Source organism: Sorangium sp. So ce1014 (genome assembly GCF_051521505.1).
Lineage (GTDB): Bacteria > Myxococcota_A > Polyangia > Polyangiales > Polyangiaceae > Sorangium.
In genome coordinates, this window is sequence record NZ_CP150356.1 from 1603511 (window position 1) to 1619072 (window position 15562).

At 73.2% G+C, this 15562-nt stretch carries 8 protein-coding genes; 3 read left to right on the plus strand and 5 right to left on the minus strand.

What is annotated here, in order from left to right:
- Nucleotides 1–13 precede the first annotated feature (13 nt).
- The 4 genes from WME75_RS06080 to WME75_RS06095 form a co-directional block, all read right to left on the minus strand.
- On the minus strand, nucleotides 14–1678 hold the full coding sequence (locus tag WME75_RS06080) for a hypothetical protein (RefSeq protein ID WP_437487159.1): 1665 nt from the start codon (nucleotides 1676–1678) through the stop codon (nucleotides 14–16).
- Between the two features lie 30 nt (nucleotides 1679–1708).
- Nucleotides 1709–5872 (minus strand): PAAR-like domain-containing protein, encoded by a 4164-nt coding sequence (locus WME75_RS06085; protein WP_437487160.1) that lies wholly within the window; start codon nucleotides 5870–5872, stop codon nucleotides 1709–1711.
- Between the two features lie 148 nt (nucleotides 5873–6020).
- On the minus strand, nucleotides 6021–7406 hold the full coding sequence (locus WME75_RS06090) for a DUF1552 domain-containing protein (RefSeq protein WP_437487161.1): 1386 nt from the start codon (nucleotides 7404–7406) through the stop codon (nucleotides 6021–6023).
- A complete protein-coding gene (locus tag WME75_RS06095) occupies nucleotides 7406–9160 on the minus strand; it encodes a DUF1592 domain-containing protein (protein ID WP_437487162.1) in 1755 nt (584 codons plus the stop codon). Before WME75_RS06095 ends, WME75_RS06090 begins: the two co-directional genes overlap by 1 nt.
- Before the next feature lie 310 nt (nucleotides 9161–9470).
- Here WME75_RS06095 and WME75_RS06100 point away from each other — a divergent pair, with 310 nt between their 5' ends.
- The 3 genes from WME75_RS06100 to WME75_RS06110 all read left to right on the plus strand — a co-directional run bounded on the left by WME75_RS06100 (nucleotide 9471) and on the right by WME75_RS06110 (nucleotide 13961).
- Complete coding sequence (locus tag WME75_RS06100; RefSeq protein ID WP_437487163.1) at nucleotides 9471–10382, plus strand: hypothetical protein; 912 nt, start codon at nucleotides 9471–9473, stop codon at nucleotides 10380–10382.
- Between the two features lie 10 nt (nucleotides 10383–10392).
- Nucleotides 10393–12384 carry an SBBP repeat-containing protein gene (locus WME75_RS06105; RefSeq protein ID WP_437494755.1) on the plus strand — a complete coding sequence of 664 codons (1992 nt, stop codon included), beginning with the start codon at nucleotides 10393–10395 and terminating at the stop codon, nucleotides 12382–12384.
- A gap of 281 nt (nucleotides 12385–12665) precedes the next feature.
- Complete coding sequence (locus WME75_RS06110; RefSeq protein ID WP_437487164.1) at nucleotides 12666–13961, plus strand: glycosyltransferase family 4 protein; 1296 nt, start codon at nucleotides 12666–12668, stop codon at nucleotides 13959–13961.
- Nucleotides 13962–13997: 36 nt separating this feature from the next.
- Here WME75_RS06110 and WME75_RS06115 read toward each other — a convergent pair whose 3' ends face one another.
- Entirely contained in the window at nucleotides 13998–15506 is a 1509-nt protein-coding gene (locus WME75_RS06115; protein WP_437487165.1) for a serine/threonine-protein kinase, read from the minus strand.
- Between the last annotated feature and the right edge of the window lie 56 nt (nucleotides 15507–15562).

Sequence of the window (15562 nt, forward strand, 5' to 3'; positions counted from 1 at the left end):
GGTAGGTAAGCGATCAGGGGCGCGCGGGTTGCTGGCCGCCGGCGCGCTCGATGCCGACGCGCAGCACAACCTCGCCGGCGTCCAGGTCGACGCCGAGCAGCGCGGCGTCGCCCGTGGCGAGCAGGAAGCGGAGCGCGCGCGGAGCGATCCGGAGCGGCGGCGACAGGTGCAGCGCGTCGCTCCCCTCGTCCACCCACGCGATCCGGCAGGCGTCGCCGGCGTCGAGCGCGAGCGCGAGGTGTGACGCCGAGGAGGCGTGCCGCACGGCGCGCCCGGGCAGCGGGATCCGCCGGGGCGGCGCGCCCGCCTCGCCGCGGCGCACGATCGCGCGCCCGCCCGCCTCGAGGTGATCGCGCCCCACGGCGCGCGCCGAGGGCGGCGCGCCGAGCCCGAGGTGCGCGAGCGCCTCGAACGTCTCGCGCTCCTCGGGCGTGGGGCCGAGCGGCTCGCCCAGGGCCGGCGCCGCGGCCGGCGCGGACCAGGCCGCGGTGATCGCGCGCGCCGCGGCCGCCTGCTCGGGGGTCGCGGCGGGGTGCACGGCCACGACGTTCCCCCGCGCGTCGAGCTCCTGCACGCCGCCGCCCTTGCCCACGAGCAACCGGCTGCCCCGGACCGCAAGGACCGCGTCGCCAAGGAGCTTGCCGAGGACGGTGCGCGCGCCGCCTTCGAGGCGCACGATGTCCTGGAAATCCACCGCGACAACCGCGTCGCCGGCGGCCACCGGGCGGCGCAGGTGCAGCGTGCTCGAGGCGCCGACCAGCGCGGTGTGCTCCGGCGGAACGAAGGGCGCCGGGAAGAGCCGCTCGTGGAGCAGATCCGCGTCCGCGCCGGACGCGAGCCGGCGCACCGCGTCGATGATCGCCTCGCGGAGCCTCGCATCGAGCGGATCGAGCTGCGCGCGGGCGCCCGGGGAGAGCGGCCCGGCGTCCAGGAGATGGCGCCCGGCGCCCGCGAGCACCTGGTCGTTCGGCTGGGACTGGAGCGCGCGCTGGAGATCCTCGCCGAGGAAGCGGCCGAGCAGGAGCCGCGGGAGGAGCTCGTGATCGGGCCGGCGCGCGAACGGCCCCGACCCCGCGCCGTACCATTCCAGGAGCCCTCGGGCCTTGCGCATGTTCGCGCCGGCCTGCTCGATCCACGCTGCCGCCTCCAGGATGTGCCAGGGGTCGAGGAGGCGATCGGCCGAGGCGCACCAGGGGCCCTTGAGGTTCGGCGGGATCGCCTTGCGCCATTCGCGCCGCGCGCGCTCGCCCTCCTCGCTGCTCCAGCGCGTCACGTCCTCGAGCGGCCCCGGCACGCCGTGCGCGGCGAGCTGCTCGAGCAGCGCGCGCGGAACGCTCAGCTCGGCCCAGCCGCGCCACTGCTTCCAGTCGAGGCCCCGCCAGTAGATCGAACGGTTCTCCGGGTAGAGGTCCACCCGGCCCACCGGCCCGCCCTCCGCCGCGAGCACGATCCCGAGTTGGGGCAGCCCGTGCGGCGCGCGGCAGCGCTCGTCGAAGCAAGGCTTGTCCTCGCAGATCTCGAGCGCCGGTCCGAGGGCATCGAGCGCCGCCCGGTCGAGCTCGGCGAGGACGCGATCGTCTCCGTCGACCACCTGGCCCCGGGACGCCGCCGCGAGCGCGCGCTGGAGGTCCTCGTTCCGGGGCGGGTGACCGTAAGGATAGGGATTGATGAAACGCACGAGCTCGCCTCGCTCCTCGCTCCGGGCTGATCAGCGGCGGCGCCGGCCGCGCCCCCCTTGCTGGCCGGGGCGCGTCTCGACCCAGGTGCCTTGATGCACGTACGGCGTCGTTCCGCCCGTCCAGTTCGGCGCCATCATGCCGGGGCCCCACTGGTGGCCGCCTGGCCCCACGGACGTGGTGCCGGCATAGGTCGCGGCCGGGTTGGCCGAGCGCGCGCCGCTCGCGATCGCCCGGGTCTCGTTCGCGACGGCCTGGGCCACGCTCGGCCCGTTGCCGGCCGCGGGGGTCGTGCTGTTGCACGCGGACAGCTCGACGCGCCGCTTTCGCCCTCGCTTCTGGCCGCGGAAGCCGGCCGCCGTGAGCCGCTTTCCGAGCTGTTGGCCGTCGATATACCCATTGCCCCATTCCACTGTGTTGGGCGCGCCATGGGTCGATACAATGACGTGATCCTCTCGCGCCAGGCTGCCCGGTGTGAGCTGATCGTATCGAAGCACGCGCGCGCCCGGGTGCTGTGTCTGAAGAAGGGCGACATGCTGCTGGATGGTCGCGTCGCCCGGCGCGCCCACGACGATCGTCGTGAGCCCGGAAGGATCGATGAAGATCGTGACGTTCGGAACGAACCCGATCTCCTGCAGCGACCCCAGCAGGCCGATCGGGTCGGGGGTCAGGAAGACGTGCGTCGCCGGGTCGTAAAAGCGGTGGCGGTTGTAGTGCAGACCGGTCACCGCGTCGGCGCGCTGCCCGGCGAAGCGGAGCGCGCCCGGGTCGCCCGTCGCGCGCGCGACGCGGCCGAAGGCGCCGAGATCGATCTCCGACGCGCGCCCGTCGCGGTGCAGGTAGAGCCAGGGCGTGGAGGCCGCGTCGGTCACGACCATCCGCCAGTCCTTGCCGTCGCGCGCCTCGAGGAGCGGCGTGAAGCCGTCGTCGTCGAAGACGCGCTGGATCGACGGCCCCGTCGTCGGGCGCTCCTCGACGAGGCTCTCGCCGTCCCAGCCGAACCAGGTGCTCTCGCCGTTGCCGTGCGCCTGCGCGACGCAGCGGCCGAGAGGATCGTACAGGTAACGGACGGCGAGGCCATCGCCGCGGACCGCTGCGACGAGGCGGTCGCGCTCGTCGTACGTGTAGCGCCAGGTCTGCAGCGGCCCCTGGCCGACGCGGGCCGCGAGGCGGCCGCGGGCGTCCCACTGGATCTCGGCGCCGCCCGCGCGCAGGGGGCGGCCGTCCCCGCCGATCGACCACGCGGGGCCGCGCGACGGGATCGGCGTCCCCTGGGGCGCGTACGTGAACTGCTCGTCGGCGCCGAGGCCCTGGAGGCGAAGCGGCCTGCCCTCGACGTCGAGGTCGTACTGGCGCGCGCCGCGCTCGCTGTCCGTGATCGCCGCGACCGGGCCCACCCGGCTCCACGTCCACGCGCGCGCCCGGACCGGCTCTCCCCGCTCATCGAGGATGGCGACGCTCTCCGGCAGGCCCTGGACGTCGCGCGACCAGACGAGCGCGCGCGTCCCGTCGAGCCGCCTTCGGCGCGACTCGCCGCGCGCGTCCCGCGTGAAGGCGAGCCCGTCCGCCTCGGTGGCGGCGACCTCGAGCGACGCCGGCGCGCCGTCTTCCTCGCGCCGGCGCACCTCGACGGACCACCCCGTCGCATAACGACGGTCCAGCACGCGGCCCGCGTCGTCGAAGCGGCGGGAGACGGCGAACGCGAACCCGGCTGCCTCCTGGACCTCCCGGACGGCCCGGCCGTCCTCGTCGCGCTCGAACGTGATCATCACCTCCGCGTTCCGCGCGCGCGTGAGGTGGCCGAGCGCGTCGTACTGGAGCTCTTCCACGAGCCCGCCCGAGGTCTCGAGCCGCGTGATGCGCCCGGCCCCGTCGCGCTCGTAGCGCACCCACGCATCGTCGGCATGGGTCGTCCGGGCGAGGTGGTTCGAGCCGTCGTACTCGTAGGTCGTGGTGACGCCGCCGAACGAGGTCTCGCGGGAGAGGTTGCCGCTGCCGTCGTACTCGCGCGCATGGCGCTCGCCCGCGGCGTTCTCGATCCAGCGGAGTCGAAGCAGAGCATCGTAGCCGAGCCGGAATCGCCTGCCGTCCGGGCGCACCACCTCCACGAGCGCGCCGGCGACATAGCGGTACCTGGTGATCCCGCTCGCGTCGGAGCGCGCGGTGACGCGGCGGCTGGCATCGATCTCCAGCTCCAGGACGTTGCCGTTCGGCTCCTCCAGGCGCACCAGCGCGAAGCGCGAGTCGTACGCGAATCGATAGACTCCGCCCTTCGGGGTGCGCGCCTCGACGGGGCACCCGAACAGATCGAAGACGTACTCGTAGACGTCGCCGGCCGGCGTCTCGACCCGCAGCGGGTTGCCGTGCGCGTCGTAGTCGTACGTGAGCTCGGCGCCGTCCGGCCCGGTGGACGCCCGCACGAGGCCGTGCGCGTCCCACTCGAGGGCGTGCTCGCGACCGCGCCAGTCGACGCTCCCGGTCGGGATGCCCTTCCGGTACGTGGTGCGGGTCTTCTTCCCGTCGGGCCGCGTGCGGACGATGGCCTGCGCCTCCTCGTCGACCGCGTCTCGCCAGGTCGCGCCGTCGGGCTCGGTGACGCTCGCGAGGTGCCCCGCGGCGTTGTACGACCACCGCGTGGTCCGCCCGCCGCCGTCACGCATCGAGAGCAGTCTGCCGACCGTGTCGTACGTGTAAGTGCGCGCGTGGCCGCGCGGATCGACATAGGAGGTCACGAGGCCGAGCGCGTTGCCCGTGTACGTGTGGGTCGCGCCCTCGCCGTCGATGACCACGGTCCTGCCCCGGGCGGGGTCGTACGACAGCCGGGCGTGGTGGATGCCCCGGGCGCCCGGGGGGCGGGGCGCGCCGAGCTCCGCGAGCACGTCGCGGCCGGCGATCTCGCCCCACGTCTCGACGCATCGTTTGACGCCGTCGATCGCCTCGTACCTGAAGTGGAAGGCGAGCCCGTCGGGCAAGATCTCCCGGATCAGGTAGTGTTCCTCGTCGTATTCGTACCGGATCTCGGCGCCGCCCCCGTCGATGACCCGCACGAGATCGCCCGCGCCGTCGAGCTCGTAGGTCACGGCGCGGCGGGTGTGCGGGGTGCCCTGCTCGTCAGTCGCGGTCACCTCCCACCAGGCGAAGAGTCCCTGGCGCTCGAGCCGGGCGCGCCGACCGACGGCATCGACGATGCCCGTGAGCTCGCCGCCTCGCCATTCCATGGTGGCCTTGTTGCCGAACGCGTCGCGGACCTCGACGAGCGCGAAGCGCTCCTCCGGGGCGGTGCGGCGCAGCACCCGCACGAGCCCGTCGTCCTCCTCCACGAGGAGATCCTCTCCGAGGGGGGCGACGCGGACCCCGAACGGCAGGAGCAGGACTTGATCCTGCGCGGGCCAGGAGAGCACCTGGGTGCGACCGCCCGGCGAGGTCAGCTCGAGCTCATCGCCGCGGCGCCGGGCGCTCCAGGCGAGATCGTGCGACCACCCCCACCCCATCCCGCAGCGGTGCTGCACTGCCGCGGTCGAGTAGCTTCGCTCCAGGGTCACGACCAGGGGCCCTGGCAGCTCTATGTCCGCGACCGGGTTCGTGTACATGGCCCCCGTCACGACGTCGACCGGGTGCCCCGCGGCCGCCTGGCCGTCCGCCGACGGCGGCGCGGGTGGGCTCGGTGGGCCCGCGCCCTGGCCGCTGCCCCCGCCGCCGCCGCCGCCGGCGTTGCTCCCGCCCTGCGGCCCGCTGCCGCCCGGACCGCCGGCGCTGCCGCCGCCCCCGCCGCCGCCCCCGCCGCCGCCCCCGGCGTTGCTCGCGCTCGCCCCGGCGCCGACGGTGATGCTCTTGTTCATCTGGCCCATGCTGCCCGTGATGCCGGCCATGCCGAGCTCGATGAGGACGTTGGGCGCGCCCAGCCAGGGAAAGCACGGTCCCCCCGTGTTGAGGCTGACGACCTCTCTGAGCGTGCCTGGCTCGTTGCCGTGACAGGCCTTCATGCAGCCGCCGACCGTGAGGATCTTCGCCCCTTCGATCTTGGTCCGCATGCACGGATCGATGATCCCCTCGGCCACGGTGCCCATCGTCGGGTACGGGATCGGCAGCGGGCTCGGCGCCGCGGGCGTCAGGCACACGCTGACGGCCATGCCGGTCATCTGGTGACCCGACTTCTCCGTGATCGTGTCCATGTGAAGCGCGGTGACCTTGGCCATGGCGCTCTCGAGCGTCGCACGAGGGGTGTACCGGTCACAACTCGGATGTCGGCGCGACGCGCGCGCGGTCCCGATGCGAGGCGGGCACGCCCGCGGTATGTCTCGATCCGGCGGTCAGGCGCTCCGGCGGGGCATCAAACTCTGCTCCTCAGCTGGTCAGCCCCGTCAGGGGCCCGGTGCAATACTTCGGGTCGCCGAACGACTCCGTGTCGACGCCCATCGCCTGGAGCAGCGAGACGAGCAGGTTATTGTGCCCGACCTGCTTCGTCTGCGAGACGAAGCGGCCCGTCTTGAAATGGCCACCCGCGTTTCCGGCGAGCACATAAGGGATGTTCTGGCGCAGGTGATTGCCGTCGGCGTGCTCGTTCGTCCAGAAGATCACCGTGTTGTCGAAGACCGAGCCGTTTCCTTCCGGCATGCTCTTCAGCTTCGCGATCAGGTAAGCGACCTGCTCGGCGTAGAAGCGGCTGATCTTCATGAGGCGCTGGCGGTTTGCCGGGTCGGCGTAGCCGTTGTGCGCCATCGGGTGGTGGCCCTCGGTGATGTCGGGGCCGAGGAAGCTCAGCACCTTGGTCGTCGCGGAGTTCGTGAACTGGAGGCTCGCGACCCGCGTCAGATCGCAGGCGAGGGCCATGGCCATGAGATCCAGCTGGAGCCTCGTGAGCTCGGGCATGCTGGCGACCTTGTCCGGGTCGATGTCCGGCGTCAGCACCGGCGCCGCGCACGCCGCGGAGGTCGGCGCCACGCCGCGGTCGAGGCGCGACGCGATGTCCTCCACCGACGCGAGGTGCCCCGCGAGCTTCTCCTGATCCGCGGCGCCGAGGCGCCGCTGCAGCCGCTTGTAGTCGGCGGCCACCTTGTCGAGCACCGCCCTGCGCTGCTCGCTCTTCGTCGTCGCCGCCTCGGGCGTGATGGACAGGTCGGAGAAGAGACGGTCGAACGCGGTATAGGGGCTGTTCTCCGGCGGCAGCGGCTGCGCGGGGCCGCGGTAGGCGATGCGCGCGCCCACGGCCGCCCCGTAGACGAGCACGCCGAGCTCCAGCGACAGGAACTTGGTCCTCGTGCCGATGTGGTTCGCGATCTCCTGGTCGACCGAGATCCCGTCGGCCCAGCCGCACGACAGCCCGGCGTCGCCGGGGAAGTCGCCCTCCTGCATCGCGCGCGCGGTCAGGCACTGCCCCGTGCCCTTCTGGTGCGCGTCGCCCGGCCCCACCAGCGCCGACAGCGCGCTCACGTTGCCGAGGACCAGCAGATCCTCGTTGTGGTCCTTGAGCGGCGCCAGGATGGGCGACAGCTCCTCGCCGTTCTGGAGCTGCGTCGACGACGGCCAGAAGTCCGGCGGAACGGTGCCGTTCGGCGTGTAGATGACGACGAAGCGCTTCGGGAACTCGGCCCCGAGCGCGGCCCGCCCGGTCTGCTCCGACGCCGGGGCGAGCCGCTTCGAGCAGCCCATCACCTCGAGGAACGGCAGCGCGAGCGCCGCGCCGCCGAGGCCCCGGAGCGCGGCGCGGCGGCTGAGTTGGAACGGCTTCATCACGGCTCTCCTTCTGCGGCGCCTGCTGGGGTGCCTCCTGCGTTGCCTCCTGCGTTGCCTCCTGCGTTGCCTCCTGCGTTGCCTCCTGCGTTGATCAAGCGCCGGTAGCGGAACGCGTCGGTCTGGGTGAGCGCCACGAGCAGCGCCCGGATGTTGTACCCGGACGCCTCGAACGCCTGCGTCGCCTGCGCGAGGCTGCAGCTGTCCTCGCTCTGCTCGGCGCGGCCGTAGCCGAAGCGGAACCACTGCTTCACCACGCACGCGCGCACCTGCTCGCTCTGCGCGAGCCGGTGCGCGAGCTCGACCGCCCCGTCGAACGGGCCGTCGATGTCGGTCTGCGTGAGCTCGCCGCTCGCGTCGACGGGGATGCCGTTCTCGGCGTCGCGCCAGCGGCCGAGCGCGTCGTAGTGCTCGAAGCCGAACCCGATCGGGTCGAGCAGCGTGTGGCAGCTCCTGCACCCCGGATCCGACACGTGCTGGGAGAACTGCTCGCGGGTCGTCTTCGTCGGGTCGACCATGGGCGGCTCCGGGACCACGTCCGGCGGCGGCGGCGGGATCTGGCAGAGCAGGCTCTGGCGCACGAACCGGCCGCGGTGGACCGGCGACGACCGGTTCGGCTTCGCGTACAGCGAGAGCAGCCCGGCCTGCGTCACGAAGCCGGCGCGCTGCGACGGATCGAGCTCGACCCGCTCGAACGCGTCGCCCTTCGGGCCGCCCTCGACGCCGTAAAACTCGGCGAGCTCCCGGTTCATCATCGAGTAAGGCGCCGTGAACAGCGCGCTCACGCTCGCGTCCTGCTCGAAGATCGCGTGGTCCAGGAACGCCTCGGTCTCGGCCTGGAAGAGCGGCAGGAGCTCGTCGCGGTACTCGGGGTAGAGCTCCGGGTCCTTTCCGCCCGCGGCGATCTCGTCGATCTTCGCGAGCCCGAGCCACTGGCGGTGGAAGCCCTTCACGGCCTCGCGCGCCCGCGGGTCCTCCAGCATGCGCCGCGCCTGCGCCTCGATCTCCGCCGCGGTGCCGAGCGCCCCCTGCTCGGCGGCCGCGAAGAGCGCCTCGTCGGGCATCGTGCCCCAGAGCAGGTACGAGAGCCGCGAGGCGACCTCGTAGGACGTGAGCGGCGCGACGTCGCCCTCCACCGGATCCGGCATGCCGAGCTCGACGCGGTAGAGGAAGTGCGGCGACTGGAGCATCGCCTGGAGGAGGAGCGCGAGGCCGGTCGACGCGTCGTCGGGCGTGTCTCCGAGGGCGATCCCGCGCCGGAAGAGCGCCACGAAGTCGGCGATCTCGTCCTCGGCGAGGGGCCGGCGGAACGCCCGCTTGCCGAACGACGCGACGAGCGCCGCGACCTCGCCGCGGCACGCGTCGCCGCCCGCGGCCTCTCGGCACGCGGGCGCCTCGCCGAGCAGCTTGCCCGCCGCGCGCGCCGCGATGCCCTCGGCCGCGGCCATGTACTGCTCGGCGAGCAGCGGGCTCACCACGAGCGCCGCCGCCTGGTTGTTGAAGCCGAGCGACTCCTCTTCAGGCACGAAGCCCCTCGCAGGGCGGCTGTCGTCGCCGAGGAGATCCGAGATCGTGTTGTCGTACTCCACGCGTGTCATCCGGCGGAGCGGGGACTCACCAGGCTCGATCGCGGTGCACAGCGGGGCCGTCGCCTCGCCGTCCTCGTCGTTCCCGGGCAGATCGCCGAACTGCCCTGAGCAGGAGGCGAGGAAGAGCAGGCCGATGGGCCAGCGGAGACTTCGTGGTTCAGCCATGATGCCTCGTCAGCGAGCGCGAGCAGGGTCCGAGGGCGGGATCGCGCGCCGCCGTGCAGCGCGCGCGGCGCGCGCCCTCTCGCCATCCGCCAGGGAGCGTATTGCAATCCTCTGCTCCCGGATAGGAGCCGCGCGAGGAGAGGGCGAATCAAGTGGGAGCACGGGGCCGATGCGATCCTCCCCTGCGCGCTCGCCTTACCGCGGACGCCGCCTGCCGCGCACACCCCGGATGACCGCGGGGTGCCATCGACTCGGTCCCTCGAAAGCGACGCTCGACCCGCGACGTGCGGAGCGACTATGCTCGCGCGCAATGCAAAGGCGAACGCTCGCCTGTCCTGTGTTCTCTGCTGTACCGCGGCCCCGCGCGCGCCGCTCCCGGGCGGCCGCGCTGCTCGGCGCGGCGCTCGCCGCGCTCGCTGCGTCCTCTTCCGCGCTCGCCGCCGAGGGCGCGGCGGCGCTCCGCCCCGAGGTCGCGGAGCGCGATGGCGGGGACGGCCCACCCGCCGTGGGAACCGAGCTCTTCAGCGCGGGGTTCGATCTCGAGATCGCGGGTCGTACGCTGTCGTATAGCGACCTGCTCTCCGGGAACCTCCGCACCTACGAGGTGCTCGGCGTGCCCATGCCGTCGCTCCGGGCCGAGCTGTACCCGCTCGCGCGCAGCGCCTTGCCGGTGCTCAGCGATCTCGGGATCGCGCTCTCGTACGCCCGCGCCATCGGCCTCGACTCGGAGGGCGCCGCGGGAGCGAGCGCATCGACCTCCTGGAGCCGGCTCCACGCCGGCCTCAGGGGCCGATACCGCCCGGCCGGGCGCACCGGGCCGGTCCTCTTCGCCGGCGGCGGGCTCTGCTGGACCGACTTTGATGTCGAGTTGACGGGCGACCCGTCGCGCGACGCCGCGTCGGTGTCTTACGTCGCGTTGCGCCTGGGCGTGGACGGGCGCTTTCCTGTCGGCCCCGTCGCGCTGGAGGCGGGCGGAGGCTACCAGGCGCCGCTCTCGATGGGGGCGCTCGCGTCGCACTTCCGCGAGCCGAGCGCCGGCGGCGTCGACCTCCGCGTCGCGGTCGCCGTCCCGTTCGCGCCGGGGCTCGAGGCGCGCGCCGGAGCGTCGTATACGCGCTTCTTCTATGACTTCGACTCCGAGCCTGGGGACCCGTACATCGCCGGTGGAGCGCTCGATCAGCTCTTCGGCGCTCACCTGGGGGTGGCTTACTATGGGTACTGAGGTGCGCCGAATGCGCGCGGCGCGCGGCGCGGCCGGCCTCCGCCGCGGCCTCTGGACGGCGGCCGCGCTCGCCGCGCCGGCCCTGCCGCTGCTCGTGGGGTGTCCCGGGACGATCGACGACAAGCAGCGGTTCGCCGGGCCCGACGACCGCCCGCCGTCCGACTGCGCCGACGTCCCGTCGGTGTTCGCCGAGCGCTGCGGCGGCGCGAGCTGCCACGGGCCGGGCGAGCCCGCGGCCGCCCTCGACCTCGTCACGCTCGGCGTCGGCGCCCGCGTCGCCGGGCGCCCGGCCCAGAGCTGCGCGGGGGTGCTCGCCGACCCCGACCGGCCGGAGGAGAGCGTGCTCTACGTCAAGCTCACCGACGCGCCCTCGTGCGGCGCGCGCATGCCGCTCGGCGCCGCCCCGTACTCGTCCGAGGAGCTCGCGTGCGTGGCCGCGTGGATCACGGAGCTCGCGCCGGCCACGTGCAGCGGCCCCGACTGCGGCTGTCCCGGGTGCGTGTGCGCGCCCGGCGCCCAGGAGGCGTGCTACACGGGCCCCGGGGCGACGCGCGACGTCGGGCGCTGCGCGGCCGGCACGCGCGCCTGCAACGCCGAGGGCACGTCGTGGGGTCCGTGCACGGGCGAGGTCCTGCCCGCGTTCGACGCGTGCGACACGCCCGACGATGAGGACTGCGACGGCGCCGCGCCCGCCTGCGAGGAGGTGTGGAGCCGCGGCTTCGGTGACGAGAACGGCCAGTACGCCCGTTCCGTCGCCGTCGACGCGGACGGGAACGTGATCGTGGCCGGCCAGCTGGAGGGGACCGTCGATCTCGGCGGCGGCCCGCTCACGGCCACGGGCGCCGACGCCTTCGTGGCGAAGTTCGACAGGTTCGGCACGCACCTCTGGAGCAAGCGCTTCGCGGGCGACGGCAACCAGCTCGCGATGGCGCTCGCGGTCGACCCGGCCGGCGACGTCCTCGTGGCGGGCCGCGCGTTCGGCAGCGTCAATTTTGGCGGTGGCGTGCTCGTGTCGCACGGCAGCGACGACGTGTTCGTCGCCAAGCTCGACGCTTCCGGCGAGCACGTCTGGAGCAGGCTCTTCGGCGGATCCGGCGCGGATCGCTCCGATCGCATCGCCGTCGACCCGGCGGGCAACGTCCTCGTGGCCGGCGGCTTCCATGGCGCCGTCGATTTCGGCGGCGGCGCGCTCACGAGCGCGGGCCTGCGCGACGCCTTCGTGCTGCGGCTCGCCTCGGAGGACGGCCGCACGCTCCTCGCCGTGCGCGCCGGCGGCGAGGGCGACGACCTCGCCCACGGGATCGCCGCCGACGCCGCCGGCAACCTGCTCGTCGCGGGGCATTTCTCCGGATCCATCGACCTCGGCGGGGCGCCGCTCGCGAGCGAGGGGCTCACCGACGTCTTCCTGGCCGAGCTCTCCCCCTCGGGCGACCCTGTCTGGAGCGCCCGGTTCGGCGGCGCCGGGGCCGACGAGGCCCACGACCTCGCGGTGCACGAGGCGACGGGCGACGTGGTGCTCACGGGCACGTTCGCGTCGACCATCGACTTCGGCGCCGGCCCCCTGACGAGCGCCGGCGGGCAGGACCTGTTCGTCGCCCGGCTCTCGGGCGCCGGCGCGCACGTCCTGAGCCGGCGCTTCGGCGACGCGGAGGACCAGCTGTTCACCGATTTCGAGACGGGCGCGCGCGCGAGCGCCGCGGTGGACGCCGCCGGCAACCTCGTGCTCGCGGGGCCGCTCTTCGGCGCGGCGGACTTCGGCGGCGGGCTGCTGACGAGCCGCGGCAAGACCGATGTCTACCTTGTCAAGCTCGGCCCCTCGGGCGATCACCTGTTCAGCGCGCTGTTCGGAGACGCCCAGACGCAGGTCGCCCTGGACGTCACAGCGGGCTCAGGAACGAGCGTGCTGCTCGCCGGCCGCTTCTACGGCAGCATCAACTTCGGTCAAGGGACGCTCTCGGGCGCGGGCCAGGGAGATGCGTTCCTGGCGAAGCTTTCTCTGTAGCTCCCCATTGTAAATTTCGCGCCCTGATGTACAGACGTGCTGTCTGCTGAGCTGTCTCACCGAGGCGGCCCCATCCGTGTGCCAATTTGCCTCGCCTGGGGCAGGGTGGATGTTCGCTTGTGGCTGGGGCGGTCCCGCTGCTTCCATTCTGGCTTCGTTTCCAGCCTCTCCGCGGTGGCATGTTCTCTGCTCAACGTGGCTCGACCGCGCGGCGAGGCCGCGCACCCCCTTCACCGGAGGACCCCTGTCGCGCCAGCAGGCGCGCCCGGAGGAGCAGAGGTATGCGCATCCTGCTGATCACCAAGATCTTCCCGAACGCGATGAACCCGGGCCAGGCGCCGTTCAACCGGCGGCAGTTCGCCGCGCTGTCGCGCCATTGCGACATCGACGTCTTCGCGACCATTCCCTGGTTTCCGGGGGCCTCCCGGTTCTCCAAGTGGTCAATCGCGGACGAGGCGCCTCGCGAGGAGGTGATCGAGGGATTGCCTGTGCGTCACCCGCGGTTCCTGTATCTGCCCAGGGTCGCGCCGTACCTCAATGGCCCGCTCTATGCGGCCTCGATGCTCCTGGAGCTCGCGCGGAACCATCCGGCGCCGGACGTCATCGTCGGCTCGTTCGCGTATCCGGACGGCTTCGCCGCGGTGTGCCTGGCGGAGCTGCTCGGCGTCCCGGCGATCGTCAAGGTGCACGGCTCGGACATCGACGTGCTCTCCCGGCAGCCGGCGGTGAGGCCGGCGCTGGAGTGGGGGCTCCGGCGCGCGACGCGCGTCGTCGCCGTGAGCCAGCAGCTCGCCGAGGGGGTCCACGCCCTCGGCGTGCCGCGCGACCGCATCGATGTCGTCATGAACGGCGTCGATCGCACCATGTTCCGGCCGCGGGACCGGGGCGAGGCCCGCGCCGCCCTGGGCCGCTCCGCGGAGCGCCGGACGCTGCTCTACGTCGGCCACCTGCTCCGCGACAAGGGGGCGCTCGACGCGATCGCCGCCTTCGAGCGGATCGCCGCCGCGCACCCGGACATCGACCTCGTGATGGTCGGGAGCGGCGCCGACGAGCAGGCTTGCCGCGCGGCGGCGGAGCGGCTCGGCAGCCGCGTCCTCCTGACGGGTCGCCTGCCGCACGACCAGGTGGCGCGCTGGGTCGCCGCCTGCGATGCGCTCGTCCTGCCGAGCCATCATGAGGGCACGCCCAACGTCGTTATCGAGTCGCTCGCGTCCGGACGCCGCGTGGTCGCGACGCGGGTCGGGGGCATCCCCGACGTGCTGAGCAGCCCCGAGCTCGGCGAGCTCGTCTCGCCCGGCGATCTGCCTGCGCTCTCCCAGGCCATGGCGCGCGCGGCGTACGCCCCGTACGAGCCCGAGCGGATCGTGGCGCTCGCCGGGTGCAGGGGGTGGGACGAGAGCGCCCGCGCCTTCTACAACTCGATCCTGGCGGCGCGGGGCGAGCGGCCGTTGCCGGCGCTCGACAAGCGCCCTGGGCTCCAGCTCGACGGCCAGCCCCCTCCGTCCACGCGCCGGGCGCCGCCGCCCGCCTCGCGGCGGTTCCCCGAGGCCGCGCAGCTCGGCGTCGGCCAGGCCTGAAGGCGCGCGGCGGCCCCGCGCTCGCCCCGGTCCGCCTCACGCCACGGGTACGGCCTTCTCCGGCCGCAGGCGCAGGGTGGGGCCGGGATCCGGGGGTGGGGGCTCGCCGCGCGGCATCGCCGCGCGCGCTGCCCAGAAGCTCCTCGCGTCCTCCGGCGTCCAGGGCGGCGCCGGGGCGCATGCGTCGAGCGTGGTGAGCAGCTCGCGCGCGCTCTGGTAACGATCACTGGGCCGCTTGGCGAGGCACCGCATCACCACCTCTTCCAGCTCCGACGACAGCGGCCACGGCGCGCGGAGCGACGGCGGGATCGGCGGCATCGTCAGGTGGGAGTAGACGAGCTTGCCGAAGCTCCGGCCCTCGAACGGGGCGACCCCCGTCAGCAGGTAATAGAGCGTGACCCCGAGCGAGTAGATGTCGCTGCGCGCGTCGACCGTGCCGGCCGAGATCATCTCCGGTGACATGTAGGTCGGCGTTCCCTTGATCACGCCGACGTCCGTCATGCTCGCGTCCCCTTGCAGGGTCACCTGCTTGGCGATCCCGAAGTCGAGCACCTTGAGCACGTCCTGCTCGTCGCCGACGCGCGTGATGTAGAGGTTGTGAGGCTTGATGTCGCGGTGGATGACGCCCGCGTCGTGCGCCTCCGCCAGCGAGAGGCAGGCCTGCCGCGCGAAGTGCACGACGCGCGAAGCGGGCATCGGGCCGTGATCGCGCACCAGGGTGGCCAGGTCGGCGCCGGCCAGGTGCTCCATCGCGATGTAGAAGATGCCGTCGCTGCTCGCCCCGAAATCGAAGATCCGGATCGTGTGCGGCGACGTGAGCCGGCTCGTCGCGCGCGCCTCGCGCTCGAAGCTGCGCACGTCGCCCTCGGATTTGCTCTCGCTGCGGAGCAGCTTCAGCGCCACGTCGCGGCGGAGCGACTCGTCCCAGGCGAGCCACACCTCGTTCTGCCCGCCCCGGCCGACCGGCGCCACGAGCCGGTAGCGGCCGAGCTTGCGGGCCTCGTAGACCTGCTGGCGCGCCGACCAGAGGCCGTGGCTCGCCGCCGACACGAGGATCGCGGTGGCGAACACGAAGATGTAGTTGCAGGCGAAGATCACGAGCGACCGCGGCGACGTCCACTGCGCCGCGAGCGCCGGGTCGAGGGACGCCCCGGCGCCCATGATGATCGGGAAGCTCAGCGCCACCGGGAGCGTCATCCGGAGCGAGCGCGTGAAGTGCGTGGGCAGGATCGTCGCGTCGACGAGCATCACGATCGAGAGCCCGTGCATGTAGTTCCAGGTGAGATCCCCGAACTCCAGGGCCATCACCGAGATCAGCCCCGCCGTGCTCCAGACCGCGAACACGTGCGCCGCGTCGAGGAGCTCGGCCGAGGTCTGCTGGCGCCGGGCGAGGAGGTAGAGCCAGAGCAGGATGATCTCGCCGAACAGCCGGTAGAGCAGCAGCCGGGCGATGGAGGCGCTCGGAAACACCGCCAGCACGACGAACACGTCGAGCGCCGCGAACGTGGGCCAGGCCACGAGCGCCGTGGGGAGGCCTCGCGCCATCGCGCGGCGCTCCTCCGTCGATGTGGCGCCGCGAGACCCCTGGGATCCCGTCGGAG